This window comes from Curtobacterium sp. 'Ferrero' (assembly GCF_002412165.1).
GTDB lineage: Bacteria > Actinomycetota > Actinomycetes > Actinomycetales > Microbacteriaceae > Curtobacterium.
Genome location: NZ_NXIA01000006.1, coordinates 34,921 through 49,082 on the forward strand (window position 1 = coordinate 34,921; position 14,162 = coordinate 49,082).

The window sequence follows — 14,162 nt, forward strand, 5'->3', positions numbered from 1 at the left end:
AAGCCCGGGGACACGGTTGACTGATCTCGTGTGGCCCAACCATGAGCGCGTCATCCCGCAGGCCTTCGCCGGCTCCGGGACCAGCGTCGTGGCCGCACGCGCCCACTCCGTCGAACCGTCGGGCAGCGGCTACCTCTACGGCTACGAGGTCGACACCGTCGACCGAACCGGGCAACGCGCGACGGTCCTGACGTACGTGGACACCGGCGGCGCGCACGACCAGAACAGCGCGATCGTCACGGACCCCGCGACGGGGGAGCCGGTGTCGGTGTGGGCCTACCCGAACGACCCCGGCCTGCCGGTGCTGCCGCAGGTCACCTACCGCGACGCCGTCGCCGAGCTCCTGACCACGCTCGGCATGCCCGTCACCGACCCGACGCTGACGGTCGCCGCCTACCGGCCCGGGAAGCGCGCGGTCGTGCGGGTCGATGCGCCCGAACGGACGCTGTTCCTCAAGATCGTGCGGCCGCACCGGGTCGCGCCGATCGTCCGCTCGCACGAGCAGTTCGTCGCGGCCGGGCTGCCGGTGCCGCGGGTGCTCTCGAGTCGCGGCGACGGCCTGCTCGTCCTGGAACGCGTCCGGGGCGTGCCCGCGGGCAGCCGGATCCTCGACATCGCCGACGACCCGCGGTTCGTGGCCTCGCTCGCGGCGCTGTCCGGACGCATCGCATCGGTCCCGATGACGCAGCAGGCCCGAGCGGACGCCATGGACCACGCCGACTGGCACCGTCGGACGCTCGTCGCCGCGTTGCCCCAGGACGCCGAGGAGATCGACCGGCTGTACGACGCGATCGGCCGTCGCTCCATCGGCTGGACGTCCGGCACGAAGCAGGTCGTGCACGGCGACCTCCACCTCGAGCAGGTGTTCGTCGACGAGGACGAGCCCTGGCGCATCTCCGGTCTCCTCGACATCGACACCGCCGGGTGGGGCTACCCGGTCCGCGACGTCGGCGCGGTCGTCGCACACCTCGTCGTCACCGGGCTGTGGCACCGGTCCCGCGGCGACGCGGAGCGCGGCGCGGCCGCGGAGCGGCTCGCCGACGCGATCGCTCGCGACTGGGTGGCGCGGAACCCGGGCGAGTCGGGCCGGATCGGTCCCGCGATCGGAGCGCAGCTCCTCGCGCACGCCGGCGGACAGGCCACCACCGGCTCCGCGACCGGCATCGCGACCGCCGAGCAGCTGCTCGCGGCGACGCGCGCGGCGCTCGCCGAGGCGACCCCCGTGGTGCCGTCCGACGGCGTCGTCCGACCGCGCTCCGCACCGCGCGTCTGACGCGGACCTGCCCGGCCGCGCCGCGCCTCCAGTCCGACAGGCGGCTGACCGGACGGGAGGCACGACGCGCGCGGACGACGCCGAGTCGCCTCCGTCGGTGGTGGGGGAGTAAACTGGGCATGCACGCACCGCGTGCCCGCGCGTCCCGTCGCATCCAGACAGGACCGGTCGTCCGCTTGGGCGACGCGGGGACCGGATCCGTGGTCGTCCCGAGGGGGCGTCACGTGCGTGTGACGGCGCCGGACCCGGCGCGGGCCGTCGCACGGTCGCAGGACTCGACCAGGCGCACCCGCGCGGACCGACCGTGGGGTGCTCCCGGAGTGCCCCGTGGCGGGGACCGGCGGACGGTGGGCCACGGTGGCCCGCGACGAGCCTGGCCCGCCCTGGGTCCGGCCGGAGACTTCCGCCGATCGGCGGCTCGCCCGTGACGAACGGGCGGAACAGGAGGAGCGTTGGCTCGATCAGGCACCCGGCGTGCTGCCGGCGGGACGCGGACCGCGTCGCGCCGCACCAGGCCGCTCGACAACGACGGCGTCATCCCCGTCCTCGCCCGCGCCGTGCGCGAGGTCGAGGCGGCGGCGCAGCGAGGGCCGCTCAAGGCCTCGAACCGGTCGAAGTTCCAGGCGGTGGCCCTGCTCATGCGGGAGGAGCGTGCGCGCGTCAAGGCCGACGGCGAGCTCACCGACGCGCAGCGCGCCGAACAGCTGAAGCGGCTCGACGGCGTGGCGACCATCCTCGCGAAGACCGCGGCACGGGACACGAGCGTCATCCAGCTCCTGACCGAGGAAGCCTCGGTCAGCGAGGCCACCCGCACCGTCAAGCGCGACATGATGATCGCCGGCGGCATGGAGCTGCAGCCGGAGGACCTCGTCATCGCGGCGGAGCCGTCGCCGACCGTCGAGACCCCGGTTCGCGCGGTCGTGCCGCAGGCCGTCGTGCAGCGACAGCTCGCGAACCCCTTCCTTCCGCCCGACTTCGCGTTGGCCGACCAGCCCGTGGCGCACCCGCGTCGGCTCGCGAACTGGGAGCTGTTCGGGCCGCTGTTCAAGTCGTTCGAGTACGGCGCGGGCGGGGGAGCGGCGTCGATGCCGCTGCCGGAGCCCTCGACGCTGCACTCGAAGTCGGGCACGACGCTCATGAAGCACCAGGCGGAACTCGTCGCAGCCGCATCGCAGGGACACCGCACGTTCCTGCTCGCCGACGAGCCCGGCCTCGGCAAGACGGCGCAGTCGCTGCTCGCCGCCGACGCCGCGAACGCGTTCCCGCTGCTGGTGGTCGTGCCGAACGTCGTCAAGACGAACTGGAAGCGCGAGGCGGCACGGTGGATCCCGAACCGGACCGCGACCGTCATCCACGGTGACGGGGACGACCTCGACGGGTTCGCCGACGTCGTCATCGTGAACTACGAGATCCTCGACCGGCACGTCGGCTGGCTCGGGTCGTTCGGGTTCAAGGGCATGGTCGTCGACGAGGCGCACTTCATCAAGAACAAGGACTCGCAGCGGTCCCGGTTCGTGCTGCAGCTCGCCGAGAAGATCCGCTCGCGCGTGGCGGCGCCGCTGCTCATGGCGCTGACCGGCACGCCGCTCATCAACTCCGTCGAGGACTTCCGCACCATCTGGGAGTTCCTCGGCTGGATCGACGACAAGAAGCCGCGTGCGAAGCTCATGAACGAGCTCGAGGACATCGGTCTCACCCCGGCCGACCCGGGCTTCTTCACCGAGGCGCGCAGGGCCGTCATCGACCTCGGCATCGTCCGGCGCCGCAAGGTCGACGTCGCGGCGGACATCCCCGCCCGGCGCATCGCCGACATCCCCGTCGAGCTCGACGGCGAAGAGGGCCGGTCGATCCGCGACGCCGAACGCGAGCTCACCGCGAAGCTCGTCCGCCGCTACCACCAGGCGCTCGACGCCCGCACCGGCCAGGACCCCGTGGTCGGCGTCGACCACAAGCTCGTCCGTCAGGTCGCGCGGTGGGAGCTCGAGGACCAGGACGCCTCGTCGACCGGTGAGAACGTGTTCTCGATGGTCCGGCGCATCGGCCGTGCCAAGGCCCAGCTCGCGGCGGACTACGCGGCGCAGCTCGCGTCGAACGTCGGCAAGGTGGTGTTCTTCGCGAAGCACCTCGACGTCATGGACCAGGCGGAGGAGGTCTTCGCCCGCCGCGGTCTGCGCACCGCGACGATCCGCGGCGACCAGACCCCGACGCAGCGCACGGCCGAGATCGACTCGTTCGTGAACGACCCCGACGTCGCCGTCATCGTCTGCTCGCTCACCGCAGCGGGCGTCGGCCTCAACCTGCAGGTCGCGTCGAACGTCGTGCTCGCGGAGCTGTCCTGGACGAGTGCGGAGCAGACGCAGGCGATCGACCGCGTGCACCGTATCGGGCAGGAGGAACCGGTCACGGCGTGGCGCATCATCGCGGCACAGACGATCGACACCAAGATCGCGGACCTCATCGACTCGAAGGCCTCGTTGGCCGCCCGGGCGCTCGACGGCTCCGACGAGGAGATCGTCGACTCCGGCGACATCCAGCTCGACGCGATGGCGGCGCTGCTCACCGAGGCGCTGGAGCGGGGCGCGCGGTAGCGCTGCGCCGCGGCGTGGCGCGGCACCGCGTCGCGAGCTGCGGTTCGCGCCCCACGACCAACAACGCGCCCCGTCCACATGGGGCGCGTTGTTCGTCACGGGGCGCGATGCTCTCGCACGGGAGCGGTCAGACGCGTGACTGCACCTCGGCAAGCGAGGGGTTCGTGGCGGTGCTGCCGTCCGGGAACACGAGCGTCGGGACGGTCTGGTTGCCGCCGTTGACCTCGGCGACGAGCTCGGCCGTCCCCGGGGTCTGCTCGATGTCGACCTCGCGGAAGGGCACGCCGGCCTTCGTCATCTGGTTCTTCAGGCGGGCGCAGTAGCCGCACCAGCTCGTCGTGAACATCGTGACGCCGCCGGCCTCGGGCACGAACGCGTCGCGGGTGATCGTCTCGCTCATGTGCTCAGGGTAACCCGACGGTCTGGATGCGAGCACCCGCTTGTCCTACATAGGTTGACGTGCTTGTTCTACATAGGTAGGTTCTGACCATGGAACCGATCAAGCGCGTGACCGCCCCCACGCTCGACGTGCTCGCGGCACTGCTCGCCGCGGACGGCCCCACCTGGGGACTGCTCGTCATCAAGGCGACCGGGCGGCAGGCCGGCACCGTGTACCCGATCCTGGAGCGGCTCGAACAGCTCGGCTGGATCCGGTCGAGTTGGGACGACGACGCGGAACGATCCGGTCCACGCCGTCGGCTCTACGAGTTCACCGGGGACGGTGCGGTCGCAGCGCGCGGCCTCGTCGACGACCGGGACGACGCCGCGCGCGCTGCCGCCCGTACGACGGGGGCCGCCCGTCCGACCAACCGGCCGGTGACCTCGTGAGCGCCCTCGACCGCCTGCTCGTGTCCGCCGCGGTCGCCGTGTTGCCCGCTGCCCACCGTGCCACGCGCCGGGAGCAGTGGGCCGCGGACGTCCAGGGCGCCGCCGAACTCGACCTCTCGCCGACCGCGCTCGCGTTCGGCGCACTCACCACGGCGCTGCTCCACCGACGCGTCGGCCACCGATCCACCTGGGGGAACACCATGACCACCGCTCCGTCGTCCGTCCGCCGGACGCCGCACACGATCCCGACCATCCCGGTGCTGCTCGGCGTCGCCGTCACCGCCTTCCTGCTCGGCTGCGGCCTGCTCGGACTCCTGCAGCGCTACAACGGCCTCATGGGAGCGATGCCGGTGTTCCTGCTCGACGCGGTCGCGGTCACGGTGCTGCCGGCGCTCGTCGTCGGCGTCTCCGTCCTGCTCGTGACCGGAGCGCCGCTGCGCCGTCGGGCGATCGGCGCGCTCGTCGTGCTCGCCGTGGGGACGGTCTGGTTCGCCGTCACGACGGGGTGGTTCAACCCGCCGGTCCATGCCGCGGTGTGGCCGGGCACGGTGGCCTCGGCGTGGCTCGCCGTGTGGCTCGTCGTGCTCCGCCGTCCCGGGTGGACCTGGTCGCTCCTGCTGCTGCCGATCGTCGCGTCGGTCCTGGTGTTCCCCCTCGGGAGCAGCCTGTGGGGAGCGGGCCTGTCCTACTCGGTCGCGGCCGCCCTCGGCACCGCGGTCCAGGTCGTGCCGTTCCTCGTCGCGATCATCGCCGCCGTCGTCGCCCGTCGCTTGTCCACAGATGTCCCCGACCGGTTCGTGGAGCACGAGGAACCCCTGGTAGACAGGAGCGCGTGAGCGACACCCACCTCGAGATCGAGCGCACCTACGACCTGCCCGAGGGTGCCGCCCTCCCCGACCTGATCGGGGTCGGCGGGATCCTGCAGGCCGACCACCAGGAGCCGTTCGAGCTCGACGCCACCTACTGGGACACCGAGCGGTACGACCTGGTGGCGGCTCGCGTCACCGTGCGCCGGCGCACCGGGGGACACGACGCCGGCTGGCACATCAAGCGGGCCGCCTCCGACACGGTCCGGCACGAACAGCACTTCCCGCTCACCGAGGACCCCGACACCGTCCCGGACGAGGTCCTCGCGGCGCTGTTCGCCGAACGCCGCGGTCGCGGACTCCGTCCCGTCGTCCGGATCACCACGACCCGGACCGTCACCCGGCTCCTGGACGAGGACGGCGACCAGGTCGCCGAGCTGGCCGACGACACCGTCCGGGCCCGGCGACTCGACGACGAGGCCCCGGAGACCCCGCGCTCGTGGCGTGAGGTCGAGGTCGAGTCCGCGGAGGGCGTCGACGAGCAGGTCGCCCACGAGCTGTTCGCGGCCCTCGACGGCCGCTTCGCCGACGCGGGTGGGACGCCCGCCGCGGTCTCGTCCAAGCTGGCACGTGGGCTGGCGGGTGCACCCGCACCGCGCCTCCAGACCGCACCGAAGCCCGACAAGGGCACCGCGGCCCGCGCGCTGACGAAGCGTCTCCGGAAGCTGCGCGCGTCCGTACTGGACCAGCAGGCGACCCTGCGCGCCGGCGACCCGACCGACCTGCGGGAGACCGCCGCCACCGCGCTCGGGGTCGCCGCGGTGTTCGGGCCGTACCGGGCCGCGTTCCCCGACACCGAGACGTTCGACCGCGCAGCCGACGCCGCCGAGGCCTTCGCCGACGTGACCGCGCGGGTGGCGCTCGCCGACCACCTGGTCGACCGCCTGCCGCGGGCGTCGACGCCGGCGCAGGACGCCCTGGTGGACGCCATGACCCGCGAACGACTGCTCGCGGCGATGCGCGAGCGCCGGGCCGAGGCGCTGCGCGACCTCGTCGTCTTCCTGCACTCCGAGCCGTTCCTCGAGCTCCTCGACGCGCTCGACGACGCCGTCGAGCGGCCCGAGCCCACCCGCTGGGCGCTCCGCTCGCCGAAGCACGTCGCACAGGACGTCTCGGCGGTCGAGAAGCCCCGCGTCCGGGACCTCGTGCAGGACGCCGTCGGCGACGACGACCCGGAGGTGGCGCGGGCCGAGCTCGAGGCCGCCGAGCTCGCGGCGACCGAGCGGGCGTGGACGGCGACCCTCCGCGCCCGGATGGCGATGGACGTCCTCGGGGACGACGCGTTCCCGCACGCACTGTGGAAGCGGATCGGCAACGCGGCGGAGGTGTTGACCGAGCGGGTGCGGTCGCTGCACGCGCTCGAGCAGCTCCGGATCCACTCCGGCATCGCCGAGCGTGCCGACGAGGGCACGTTCGGGTACGGGGTGCTGGCCGGGGACCGCGTCCGGCTCGCCGAGCAGAGCTACGACGAGGCGGTGCACACCCTCAACCGGGTGTGACCGCGCCGCGCCGTGCCCGGCCGCGTGTGAACGGCAGGGCGCGGGCGGTGTGGCTCATCCCGCGGCGATGGGCTGGGCGTCGGCGGCGGGGGAGACCTCGGCCAGGCCGAGCGTGTCGAGCAGCCAGGCGAGCTCGAACGCCCGCTCCTTCCACGAGTCGTACCGCCCGCTGACGCCGCCGTGCCCGGCCGCCATCTCGGTCTTGAGCAGCACGGGCGCCCCGACCTCGCGCAGCCGCGCCGTCCACTTGGCGGGCTCGACGTACAGCACGCGGGTGTCGTTGATCGACGTCACCGCGAGGATCTTCGGGTACTGCACGTCCTCGCGGACGTTCTCGTACGGGGAGTACTCGCTCATGTACCGGTAGACCTCGGGGTCGTGCAGCGGGTCGCCCCACTCGTCCCACTCGATGACCGTGAGCGGCAGGTCCGGGTCGAGGATGCTCGTCAGCGCGTCGACGAACGGGACGGCGGCGAGGATGCCGGCGAAGCGGTCCGGCGCGAGGTTGGCGACCGCGCCCATCAGGAGCCCGCCGGCGCTGCCGCCCTCGGCCACGAGCCGGTCCGCGGTGGTCCGGCCGGTCGCGATGAGGTGGTCGGCGACGGCGACGAAGTCCGTGAAGGTGTTCTTCTTCGTTAGGGTCTTGCCGTCCTCGTACCAGTGCCGGCCCATCTCGCCGCCACCGCGCACGTGTGCGACGGCGAAGACGACGCCGCGGTCGAGCATGCTCAGCCGCATGACGCTGAAGCCGGGGTCGATCGAGTGCTCGTACGACCCGTACCCGTAGAGGTGGAGCGGAGCCGGTCGGTCGGCCTCGACCGCGTCGCGCCGCCAGACGAGCGAGATCGGCACCCGCGTGCCGTCCGACGCCGTCGCCCAGTCACGCTCCTGCACGTAGTCGTCCGGGTCGTAGCCGCCGAGCACCGGCTGCCGCTTGAGGACCGTGACCTCGCCGGTCGCGAGGTCGAGGTCGCTCACCTCCGACGGGGTGACGAACGACGTGAACCCGATCCGGAGCGTGGGCTGGTCCCACTCGGGGTTGCCGCCGAGCCCCGCTGAGAACAGCGTCTCGTCGAAGGGGACCTCGTGTGCGTCCCCGTAGCCGTCGTCCTCGATGGGGATCACCGCGACACGGGGGAGCGCCTCGGACCGGTACTCGAGTGCGAGGTGGCCGGCGAAGGCGTCGACCGACTCGATGCGGCGCTCGGGGTGGTGCGCGACGACGACCCGACGGTCGTGCTCGGAGGTGGGGTCGTCGGCCGGCACGTCGACGAGCTCGAAGTTCTCGGCGCCGTCGTTGTGCAGCACGAGGAAGCGGTCGCTGCCGCCGACGATGGCGTGCTCGATCTCGTACTCGACGCCTTCGCGGCGCGGCCACACGACCTGGAACTCCCCGGTCGGGTCCGCGGCGTCGAGGACGAGTGCCTCGGACGTGATCTTCGACCCGAGCTCGATGACGATGTACTGCGACGAGCGGGTCACGCCCACGCCCACCCAGTACCGGTCGTCCGGCTCCTCGAACACGACGAGGTCCTCGGCCGCGGGGGTGCCGACCGCGTGCCGCCAGATGCGGTCCGGCCGCCACGAGTCGTCGACCGTCGGGTAGAACACGAACCCGCCGGACGGGTCGAAGGTCGCGCCGGAGCCGGTGTTCGGGATCTCTTCGCCGATGTCCCGGCCCGTCATCAGGTCGCGCACCCGCAGCGTGTACCGCTCGTCGCCCTCGACGTCGATGCCGTAGACGAGCCGTGTCCCGTCGTCGCTGATGTCGTAGGTACCGATCGAGAAGAAGTCGTGCCCCTCGGCGAGCGCGTTGCCGTCGAGGACGACCTCCTCTCCGGGCAGGGCGGACGACCCGCCGTCCGCGGGCACCTCGATCGACGGCGGGGTCCAGTCGTCCGGACCGCTGATCGGGGCGCGGCAGTGCACGCCGTACTGCGAGCCCTCGGCGGTGCGGGTGAAGTACCACCAGTCGCCCATGCGGACCGGGACCGAGAGGTCGGTCTCCTGGACGCGGGACTTCACCTCGGCGAAGACGCGGTCGCGGAGCGGTCCGAGGTGCGCCGTGGCGGCCTCGGTGTGCGCGTTCTCGGCCTCGAGGTAGGCGAGCGTCTCGGGTGACTCCTTGTCGCGCAGCCACTCGTAGTCGTCGACGAAGTCGATGCCGTGGTGCGTCCGGGTGACCGGGTGCTTGGCGGCGGTGGGCGGGGTGGCCGGTTCGTGCTCGCTGCTCACCATGCCACCCTATGCGCAGCACCCTGCGGCGGTCGGCTCACGCGGCCGGCCGGGCACGGGCACGGACCCCGTCGGCCACGCGCTCGACGAACGCCTCGAGCTCGTCCGCCACCCCGATCACCCGCCACACCCGTCGTCGTCTTCGGTCGGTGACGGGCATGAGGAGCCCGGCCGCACACAACCGTGCGGTCACGCTCTCCGTCCGGTCGCCGAGCAGCCGGTCGCACGTGTCCTCGGTGACGAACGGCTCGTTCGTCAAGATCGGGAGGAGCGCGGGCGGCACCCCGTGGGCGCGGACACGGTCGCGGTGCTCGCCGAGCAGGAGCGCCGTGACGGTGGCCTCGTCGCTCACCGTGCCGATCGCGATCGCGAGGTCCCGCACGAGGTCGTCCACCGCGCCGTCCCGGTAGGTCGTGAGCAGGCCGAAGTACCGGGAGCGCTCGGCCGCGAGCACGACGGCGATCGGGGCGGTCACCTGGGCTGCGAGACCGCGCCGCCGGAACACCGCGCCGACGAGGGCACGTCCGATCCGGCCGTTGCCGTCGGTGAACGGGTGGACGGACTCGAACTGAGCGTGCGCGATGGCCGCCTGCGCGATCGGGTGCAGGTCGTCCCGGTGCACGAAGGCGAGCAGGTCGTCGACCAGGCCCGGCACGAGCTCGGGCGGGGGCGGGACGTACGCCGCGAGTCGCGGTGTCGCGCCGCCTCCGATCCAGTTCTGCACGTCCCGCCAGTGCCCCGCGTACCGTCCGTCGACGGGGTCGTCGGCCATGAGCACCCGGTGCGCCTCGAGCAGCGCCGCCGCCGTGATCGTGCCCGACGCCGCGCTCGCCACCAGCTGCTCGAGGGCCGTTCCGGCGCGGACCACGAGGGTCGCGCTCGGGTTCGCCCGGCTGCCGACCGCGGCACGCGCGACGTCGTCGATCGTGGCGTCCTCGTGCTCGATGCGTGACGAGGCCACCGCCTCCGTCCGGACGAGCAGCGACGACAGCCCCGCGAGGACGGTGCCGTGCTCGGCGTCGAGGGTGCGGAGCGCGTGCGTCGCGTGGGCGAGCAGCTGCGCGGTGCCCGCGTCGGGTGACCACTCGGCGTCGGCGATCCGCGGTGGGACGGACGTCGTCACCTGCGTGACCATCCGGTCGGCCCGTGGACCCCGGGCGCTGCTCCGCCTCGACCGGACCGCCCGGGTGTGCGGCGGCCATGTAGGAACCGGTCCTGCCGCTCCGATGCGTTCCACGGTGCCTCCGTCCCCGAGTGGTCGCCGAGCACGCTACGACGCCTCCGACCCGCGCCGCCATGAATCCGGATGTCGTATGCACGCGCGCTCGCTAGCGTGGCCGCATGACCAACACCTTCGCCATCACCGGTGCCCACGTCGTCCCCGTCACCTCCCCGGCGTTCGACGGCGGGGCGGTCGTCGTCGAGGACGGGAAGATCACCGCGATCGGGCCGGACGTCTCGCCGCCCGACGGCATGCCCGTGGTCGACGCCACCGGTGCCTGGCTCGTCCCCGGTTTCGTCGAGGCGCACGGCCACGTCGGCATCCACGAGGAGGCCAACGGCGAGGCCGGCAACGACACGAACGAGATGACCGGCCCGAACATGGCCGGCGTCCGGGCGATCGACGCCGTCGACATCCAGGACGAGGGCTTCCGCGACGCCCTCGCCGGCGGCGTCACGAGCATCGTCGTCAAGCCCGGCTCCGGCAACCCGATCGGCGGCCAGACCGTCGCGATCAAGACCTGGGGCGGCCGGACGATCGACGAGCAGCTCATCTCGGACTCGGTGAGCGTCAAGAGCGCGCTCGGCGAGAACCCGAAGCGCGTGTACGGCGGCAAGGGGCAGACCCCGTCCACACGCCTCGGCGTCGCGAAGATCATCCGCGACGCCTTCGTCGAGGCACAGAACTACCGGGCGTCCCGCGACGCCGCCGCGGCCAAGGGCGAGCCGTTCGCCCGCGACCTCACGAAGGAGACGCTCGTCCGGGTGCTCGACGGCGAGCTCGCCTGGGACCAGCACACCCACCGCCACGACGACATCGCCACCGCCGTCCGGCTCGCCGAGTAGTTCGGCTACCGGCTCGTCGTGAACCACGGCACCGAGGCGCACAAGATCGCCGACGTCCTCGCCGAGAAGGGCATCCCGGTGATCTACGGCCCGCTCTTCACGAGCCGGTCGAAGGTCGAGCTCCGCGACCGCGGGATCCCGAACCTCGCCACGATCGCCGCCGCCGGCGTGCGGGTCGCGATCACCACCGACGCGCCGGTCGTCCCGATCAACATGCTCGTCGACCAGGCCACGGCAGCGATCAAGGAGGGCCTGCCGTGGCAGACCGCGCTCGAGGCACTCACCGTCAACCCGGCAGAGATCCTCGGCTTCGGCGACCGCGTCGGTCGGCTCGAGGTCGGCCACGACGCCGACCTCGTCCTCTGGGACGGCGACCCGCTCGCCGCGACCAGCCGCGCGACGCGCGTCTGGATCGAGGGCGCCCAGGTCTTCGAGTGGGCCGACGGGCAGGGCGTCACCAGCGACCGCTGGTGACCGCCTGACGGACGGGCGCGCCCGGCTCAGCGGCATCGCGGAGCGATGCGCCGGGCGCGCCGACCGAGCTTGCGAGGGAGGACGGTGCGGGCCCGCACCGTGCCTCCCGTCCGTCCGCGGATCGCCGTGGACGCGACCCGCACCGGTCATGCCTCGCGCGACAGCAGGAACTCGTTGATCCGCTGGGTGAGCGGCAGGTCCATCGCCCGGGTGGCCCCGTTCACCGACCGGATCGGCGCGGCCTGCCGCACGCTGGAGACGAGCCAGAGCGCGTCGGCGGCCTCGAGGTCAGCGAGGGTCACGAGTTCGTACGCCGTCTCCATCCCGGCCTCCTCGGCGAACCGGAAGACGTCGGCCTGCGTGGTGCCGGCGAGGATGCCGATGTCCGTCCGGGGCGTCACGAGCCGCCCGCCGACGGACATGACGAGGTTCGCGCGGGTGCCCTCGAGCACGTAGCCGTCCGTCGACACGAAGAGCGCGTCGTCGGCACCGCGCCGGTCGGCCTCGCGCAGCGCCGCCATGTTCACCGCGTAGGACAGCGTCTTCGCGCCCTGCAGGAGCCACGGCGACGTGCGCTCGACGTCGTGCCGGTAGCCGCGGTCGAGCGTCACGACCGAGATGCCCTCGGTGCGTGCGGGCGTCTGGTCACCCGACGGCGCCGCGTACGCCCAGCCGGTCGGGCGGTCGGAGCCCTCGACACCGCGGGTCAGCACGGTCTTCACGAAGGCCTCGCGCACGGGGTCGAGCTCGGCGCAGACGGCCTCGATCGCGCGGCGCCAGGCGTCCGCGTCGGGCACCGGCAGGTCGAGCATCCGCGCGGACCGCTCGAAGCGGGCCAGGTGCGGCTCGAGCGCCTGCGGTCGACCGTCGACCACGGTGATGGTCTCGAACACGCCGTCGCCGCGGATGATCCCGAGGTCCTGCACCTGCACGTGCTCCTCGAGCGGGGCGGCGAACCAGAACGCGTCGGCGTCCGGGTCGTGCGGCGCGGCGTCGCGGGAGGGCTGGTTGAGGATCGCGAGGACGGTTTCGGTCATGCGTCCATCCAACCGCAGCTCAGCTGGCGTCGGGCAGGGCTCCGAGCAGCTTCCACACGGCCTCGGTGAGCTCCGGGTGCTGCAGGGCGATCCGGCGCAGTCGGTGGTACTCCTCGCCGAGGGAGGTGCCCTGGCCGGACGCCGGGTGCATCGCCCACTGGGCGGCTCGCTGACCGATGGCGGCGTCGAGTTCGAGCGAGTCGGCGCGGAGGATGAGCACGACCTGCTCGTCGACGGTCGGCAGCGTCGGCATGAAGTCCCACGGGTCCTCGCCCTGACGGCTCCGGTGCTCGACGATCATCGAGATCTCCTCGGCGGCCTCGGCACGCAGCACCTCGAGGCTGCGCCCCGACCTGCGGGACTCAGCCATGATGCCCCCGCAGCACGCCTGCCATGCAACGAGCGTACGCCACACTGGAGCGGTGACCGAACGCGAGGACCGCACCGTCCAGCACCCGGCCGTGGTCGTCGTGTACCTGCTGCGGGACGGCGTCGACGGACCCGAGGTCCTGCTCGGCGAGAAGCGCCGCGGACTCGGAGCGGGTCGTCTCGTCGGTCCCGGCGGCAAGCGGGAGCCCGGTGAAGCCGCGGTCGACACCGCCGTGCGCGAGGTGGCCGAGGAGGTCGGCCTGCGGCTCGACCCCGACGACCTGGAGGCGCGGGGCACGTTGGACTACCGGTTCCCGTTCCGCCCGTCCTGGTCCCAGGTCTCCGACGTCTTCGTCTGCCGCCGCTGGCAGGGACACCCGACGGGCAGCGACGAACTCGAACCCCGGTGGATCCCGGTGCGGGACGTGCCCTACGACGCGATGTGGGACGACGCGAAGTACTGGTTGCCCGGGGTGCTCGACGGGGGACGGGTCCGCGCGGGGTTCACGTTCGCCGACGACAACGCGACGGTCGCCGGGTTCACGGGAGCCTGATCAGCGAGCCTGCTGCGTGCGGGTGCTGCCCGTGCGGGCTTCCTCGGCGGCGGCGATGACGTCGGCGTCGCCGCTCCGGCCGCCGAGGGGGCGCACGAAGAAGTCCACGATGCCGAACCCGATCGCGCCGATCATCGCGAACATCGCCCACCCGACGAAGAGGCCGGCGGTGCTGCGTCCGTCGGCCGGCGCGAGGAACACGCTCAGCGCGTAGAACACGACCGCGAGGGCGAGGAACACGACGACGACGGTCACGAGGACGCGGTGCCAAGCGATGCGCGGGGTCATGGGCCCAGGATACGCCCGACGCGGCGGCCCGTCGGCGCCCGGGCCTGCCGATCAGCGTCAGCGCTCGGCGCGTGTCGCTCGGCT

Annotated in this window: 12 protein-coding genes and 1 pseudogene; 7 read left to right on the forward strand and 6 right to left on the reverse strand. The window is 72.8% G+C overall.

Going from position 1 to position 14,162, the window contains the following annotated elements; all coding sequences use genetic code 11:
• Positions 1 to 28 precede the first annotated feature (28 nt).
• Both Csp2054_RS07495 and Csp2054_RS07500 read left to right on the forward strand, forming a co-directional pair.
• Positions 29 to 1,273 carry an aminoglycoside phosphotransferase family protein gene (locus tag Csp2054_RS07495; RefSeq protein WP_096898685.1) on the forward strand — a complete coding sequence of 415 codons (1,245 nt, stop codon included), beginning with the start codon at positions 29 to 31 and terminating at the stop codon, positions 1,271 to 1,273.
• 452 nt (positions 1,274 to 1,725) lie between these two features.
• Complete coding sequence (locus Csp2054_RS07500; protein ID WP_096898686.1) at positions 1,726 to 3,861, forward strand: DEAD/DEAH box helicase; 2,136 nt, start codon at positions 1,726 to 1,728, stop codon at positions 3,859 to 3,861.
• 127 nt (positions 3,862 to 3,988) lie between these two features.
• Here Csp2054_RS07500 and Csp2054_RS07505 read toward each other — a convergent pair whose 3' ends face one another.
• Positions 3,989 to 4,261 carry a mycoredoxin gene (locus Csp2054_RS07505; RefSeq protein ID WP_022902366.1) on the reverse strand — a complete coding sequence of 91 codons (273 nt, stop codon included), beginning with the start codon at positions 4,259 to 4,261 and terminating at the stop codon, positions 3,989 to 3,991.
• Positions 4,262 to 4,350: 89 nt separating this feature from the next.
• On the opposite strand from Csp2054_RS07505, the gene Csp2054_RS07510 reads away from it, so the two are divergent.
• Genes Csp2054_RS07510 through Csp2054_RS07515 form a run of 3 tightly spaced genes read left to right on the forward strand, consistent with a single transcriptional unit; the run spans position 4,351 to position 7,054 of the window.
• A complete protein-coding gene (locus tag Csp2054_RS07510) occupies positions 4,351 to 4,689 on the forward strand; it encodes a PadR family transcriptional regulator (RefSeq protein WP_096898687.1) in 339 nt (112 codons plus the stop codon).
• The gene (locus Csp2054_RS18050) at positions 4,686 to 5,525 is read left to right on the forward strand and encodes a hypothetical protein (protein ID WP_176491606.1); all 840 of its coding nucleotides are present in this window, start codon (positions 4,686 to 4,688) and stop codon (positions 5,523 to 5,525) included. Before Csp2054_RS07510 ends, Csp2054_RS18050 begins: the two co-directional genes overlap by 4 nt.
• Positions 5,522 to 7,054, forward strand: coding sequence for a CYTH domain-containing protein (locus tag Csp2054_RS07515; protein WP_176491607.1), 1,533 nt, complete (start codon positions 5,522 to 5,524; stop codon positions 7,052 to 7,054). Before Csp2054_RS18050 ends, Csp2054_RS07515 begins: the two co-directional genes overlap by 4 nt.
• Before the next feature lie 54 nt (positions 7,055 to 7,108).
• Here Csp2054_RS07515 and Csp2054_RS07520 read toward each other — a convergent pair whose 3' ends face one another.
• Together Csp2054_RS07520 and Csp2054_RS07525 are read right to left on the reverse strand one after the other, a co-directional pair.
• On the reverse strand, positions 7,109 to 9,289 hold the full coding sequence (locus Csp2054_RS07520; RefSeq protein ID WP_176491608.1) for a S9 family peptidase: 2,181 nt from the start codon (positions 9,287 to 9,289) through the stop codon (positions 7,109 to 7,111).
• A gap of 37 nt (positions 9,290 to 9,326) precedes the next feature.
• Positions 9,327 to 10,412, reverse strand: coding sequence for a Fic family protein (locus Csp2054_RS07525; RefSeq protein WP_176491609.1), 1,086 nt, complete (start codon positions 10,410 to 10,412; stop codon positions 9,327 to 9,329).
• 218 nt (positions 10,413 to 10,630) lie between these two features.
• Between Csp2054_RS07525 and Csp2054_RS07530 the strand changes: the two are divergent.
• Positions 10,631 to 11,830, forward strand: a pseudogene (locus tag Csp2054_RS07530) (amidohydrolase).
• 146 nt (positions 11,831 to 11,976) lie between these two features.
• Here Csp2054_RS07530 and Csp2054_RS07535 read toward each other — a convergent pair.
• Together Csp2054_RS07535 and Csp2054_RS07540 are read right to left on the reverse strand one after the other, a co-directional pair.
• On the reverse strand, positions 11,977 to 12,867 hold the full coding sequence (locus tag Csp2054_RS07535) for an aminodeoxychorismate lyase (RefSeq protein ID WP_096898691.1): 891 nt from the start codon (positions 12,865 to 12,867) through the stop codon (positions 11,977 to 11,979).
• Positions 12,868 to 12,886: 19 nt separating this feature from the next.
• The gene (locus Csp2054_RS07540; RefSeq protein WP_096898692.1) at positions 12,887 to 13,237 is read right to left on the reverse strand and encodes a tryptophan synthase subunit alpha; all 351 of its coding nucleotides are present in this window, start codon (positions 13,235 to 13,237) and stop codon (positions 12,887 to 12,889) included.
• A gap of 52 nt (positions 13,238 to 13,289) precedes the next feature.
• Between Csp2054_RS07540 and Csp2054_RS07545 the strand changes: the two genes are divergently transcribed.
• A complete protein-coding gene (locus Csp2054_RS07545; protein WP_176491610.1) occupies positions 13,290 to 13,790 on the forward strand; it encodes an 8-oxo-dGTP diphosphatase in 501 nt (166 codons plus the stop codon).
• Here Csp2054_RS07545 and Csp2054_RS07550 read toward each other — a convergent pair whose 3' ends face one another.
• Entirely contained in the window at positions 13,791 to 14,078 is a 288-nt protein-coding gene (locus Csp2054_RS07550) for a hypothetical protein (RefSeq protein ID WP_096898694.1), read from the reverse strand. It lies immediately after the preceding gene.
• Positions 14,079 to 14,162: the final 84 nt, after the last annotated feature.

Excerpts from the sequence above, each read along its gene's own strand:
- Csp2054_RS07505 (WP_022902366.1), bottom strand. The coding sequence starts at position 4,261 with ATGAGCGAGACGATCACCCGCGACGCGTTCGTGCCCGAGGCCGGCGGC.
- Csp2054_RS07510 (WP_096898687.1), top strand. The coding sequence starts at position 4,351 with ATGGAACCGATCAAGCGCGTGACCGCCCCCACGCTCGACGTGCTCGCG.
- Csp2054_RS07535 (WP_096898691.1), bottom strand. The coding sequence starts at position 12,867 with ATGACCGAAACCGTCCTCGCGATCCTCAACCAGCCCTCCCGCGACGCC.
- Csp2054_RS07540 (WP_096898692.1), bottom strand. The coding sequence starts at position 13,237 with ATGGCTGAGTCCCGCAGGTCGGGGCGCAGCCTCGAGGTGCTGCGTGCC.
- Csp2054_RS07550 (WP_096898694.1), bottom strand. The coding sequence starts at position 14,078 with ATGACCCCGCGCATCGCTTGGCACCGCGTCCTCGTGACCGTCGTCGTC.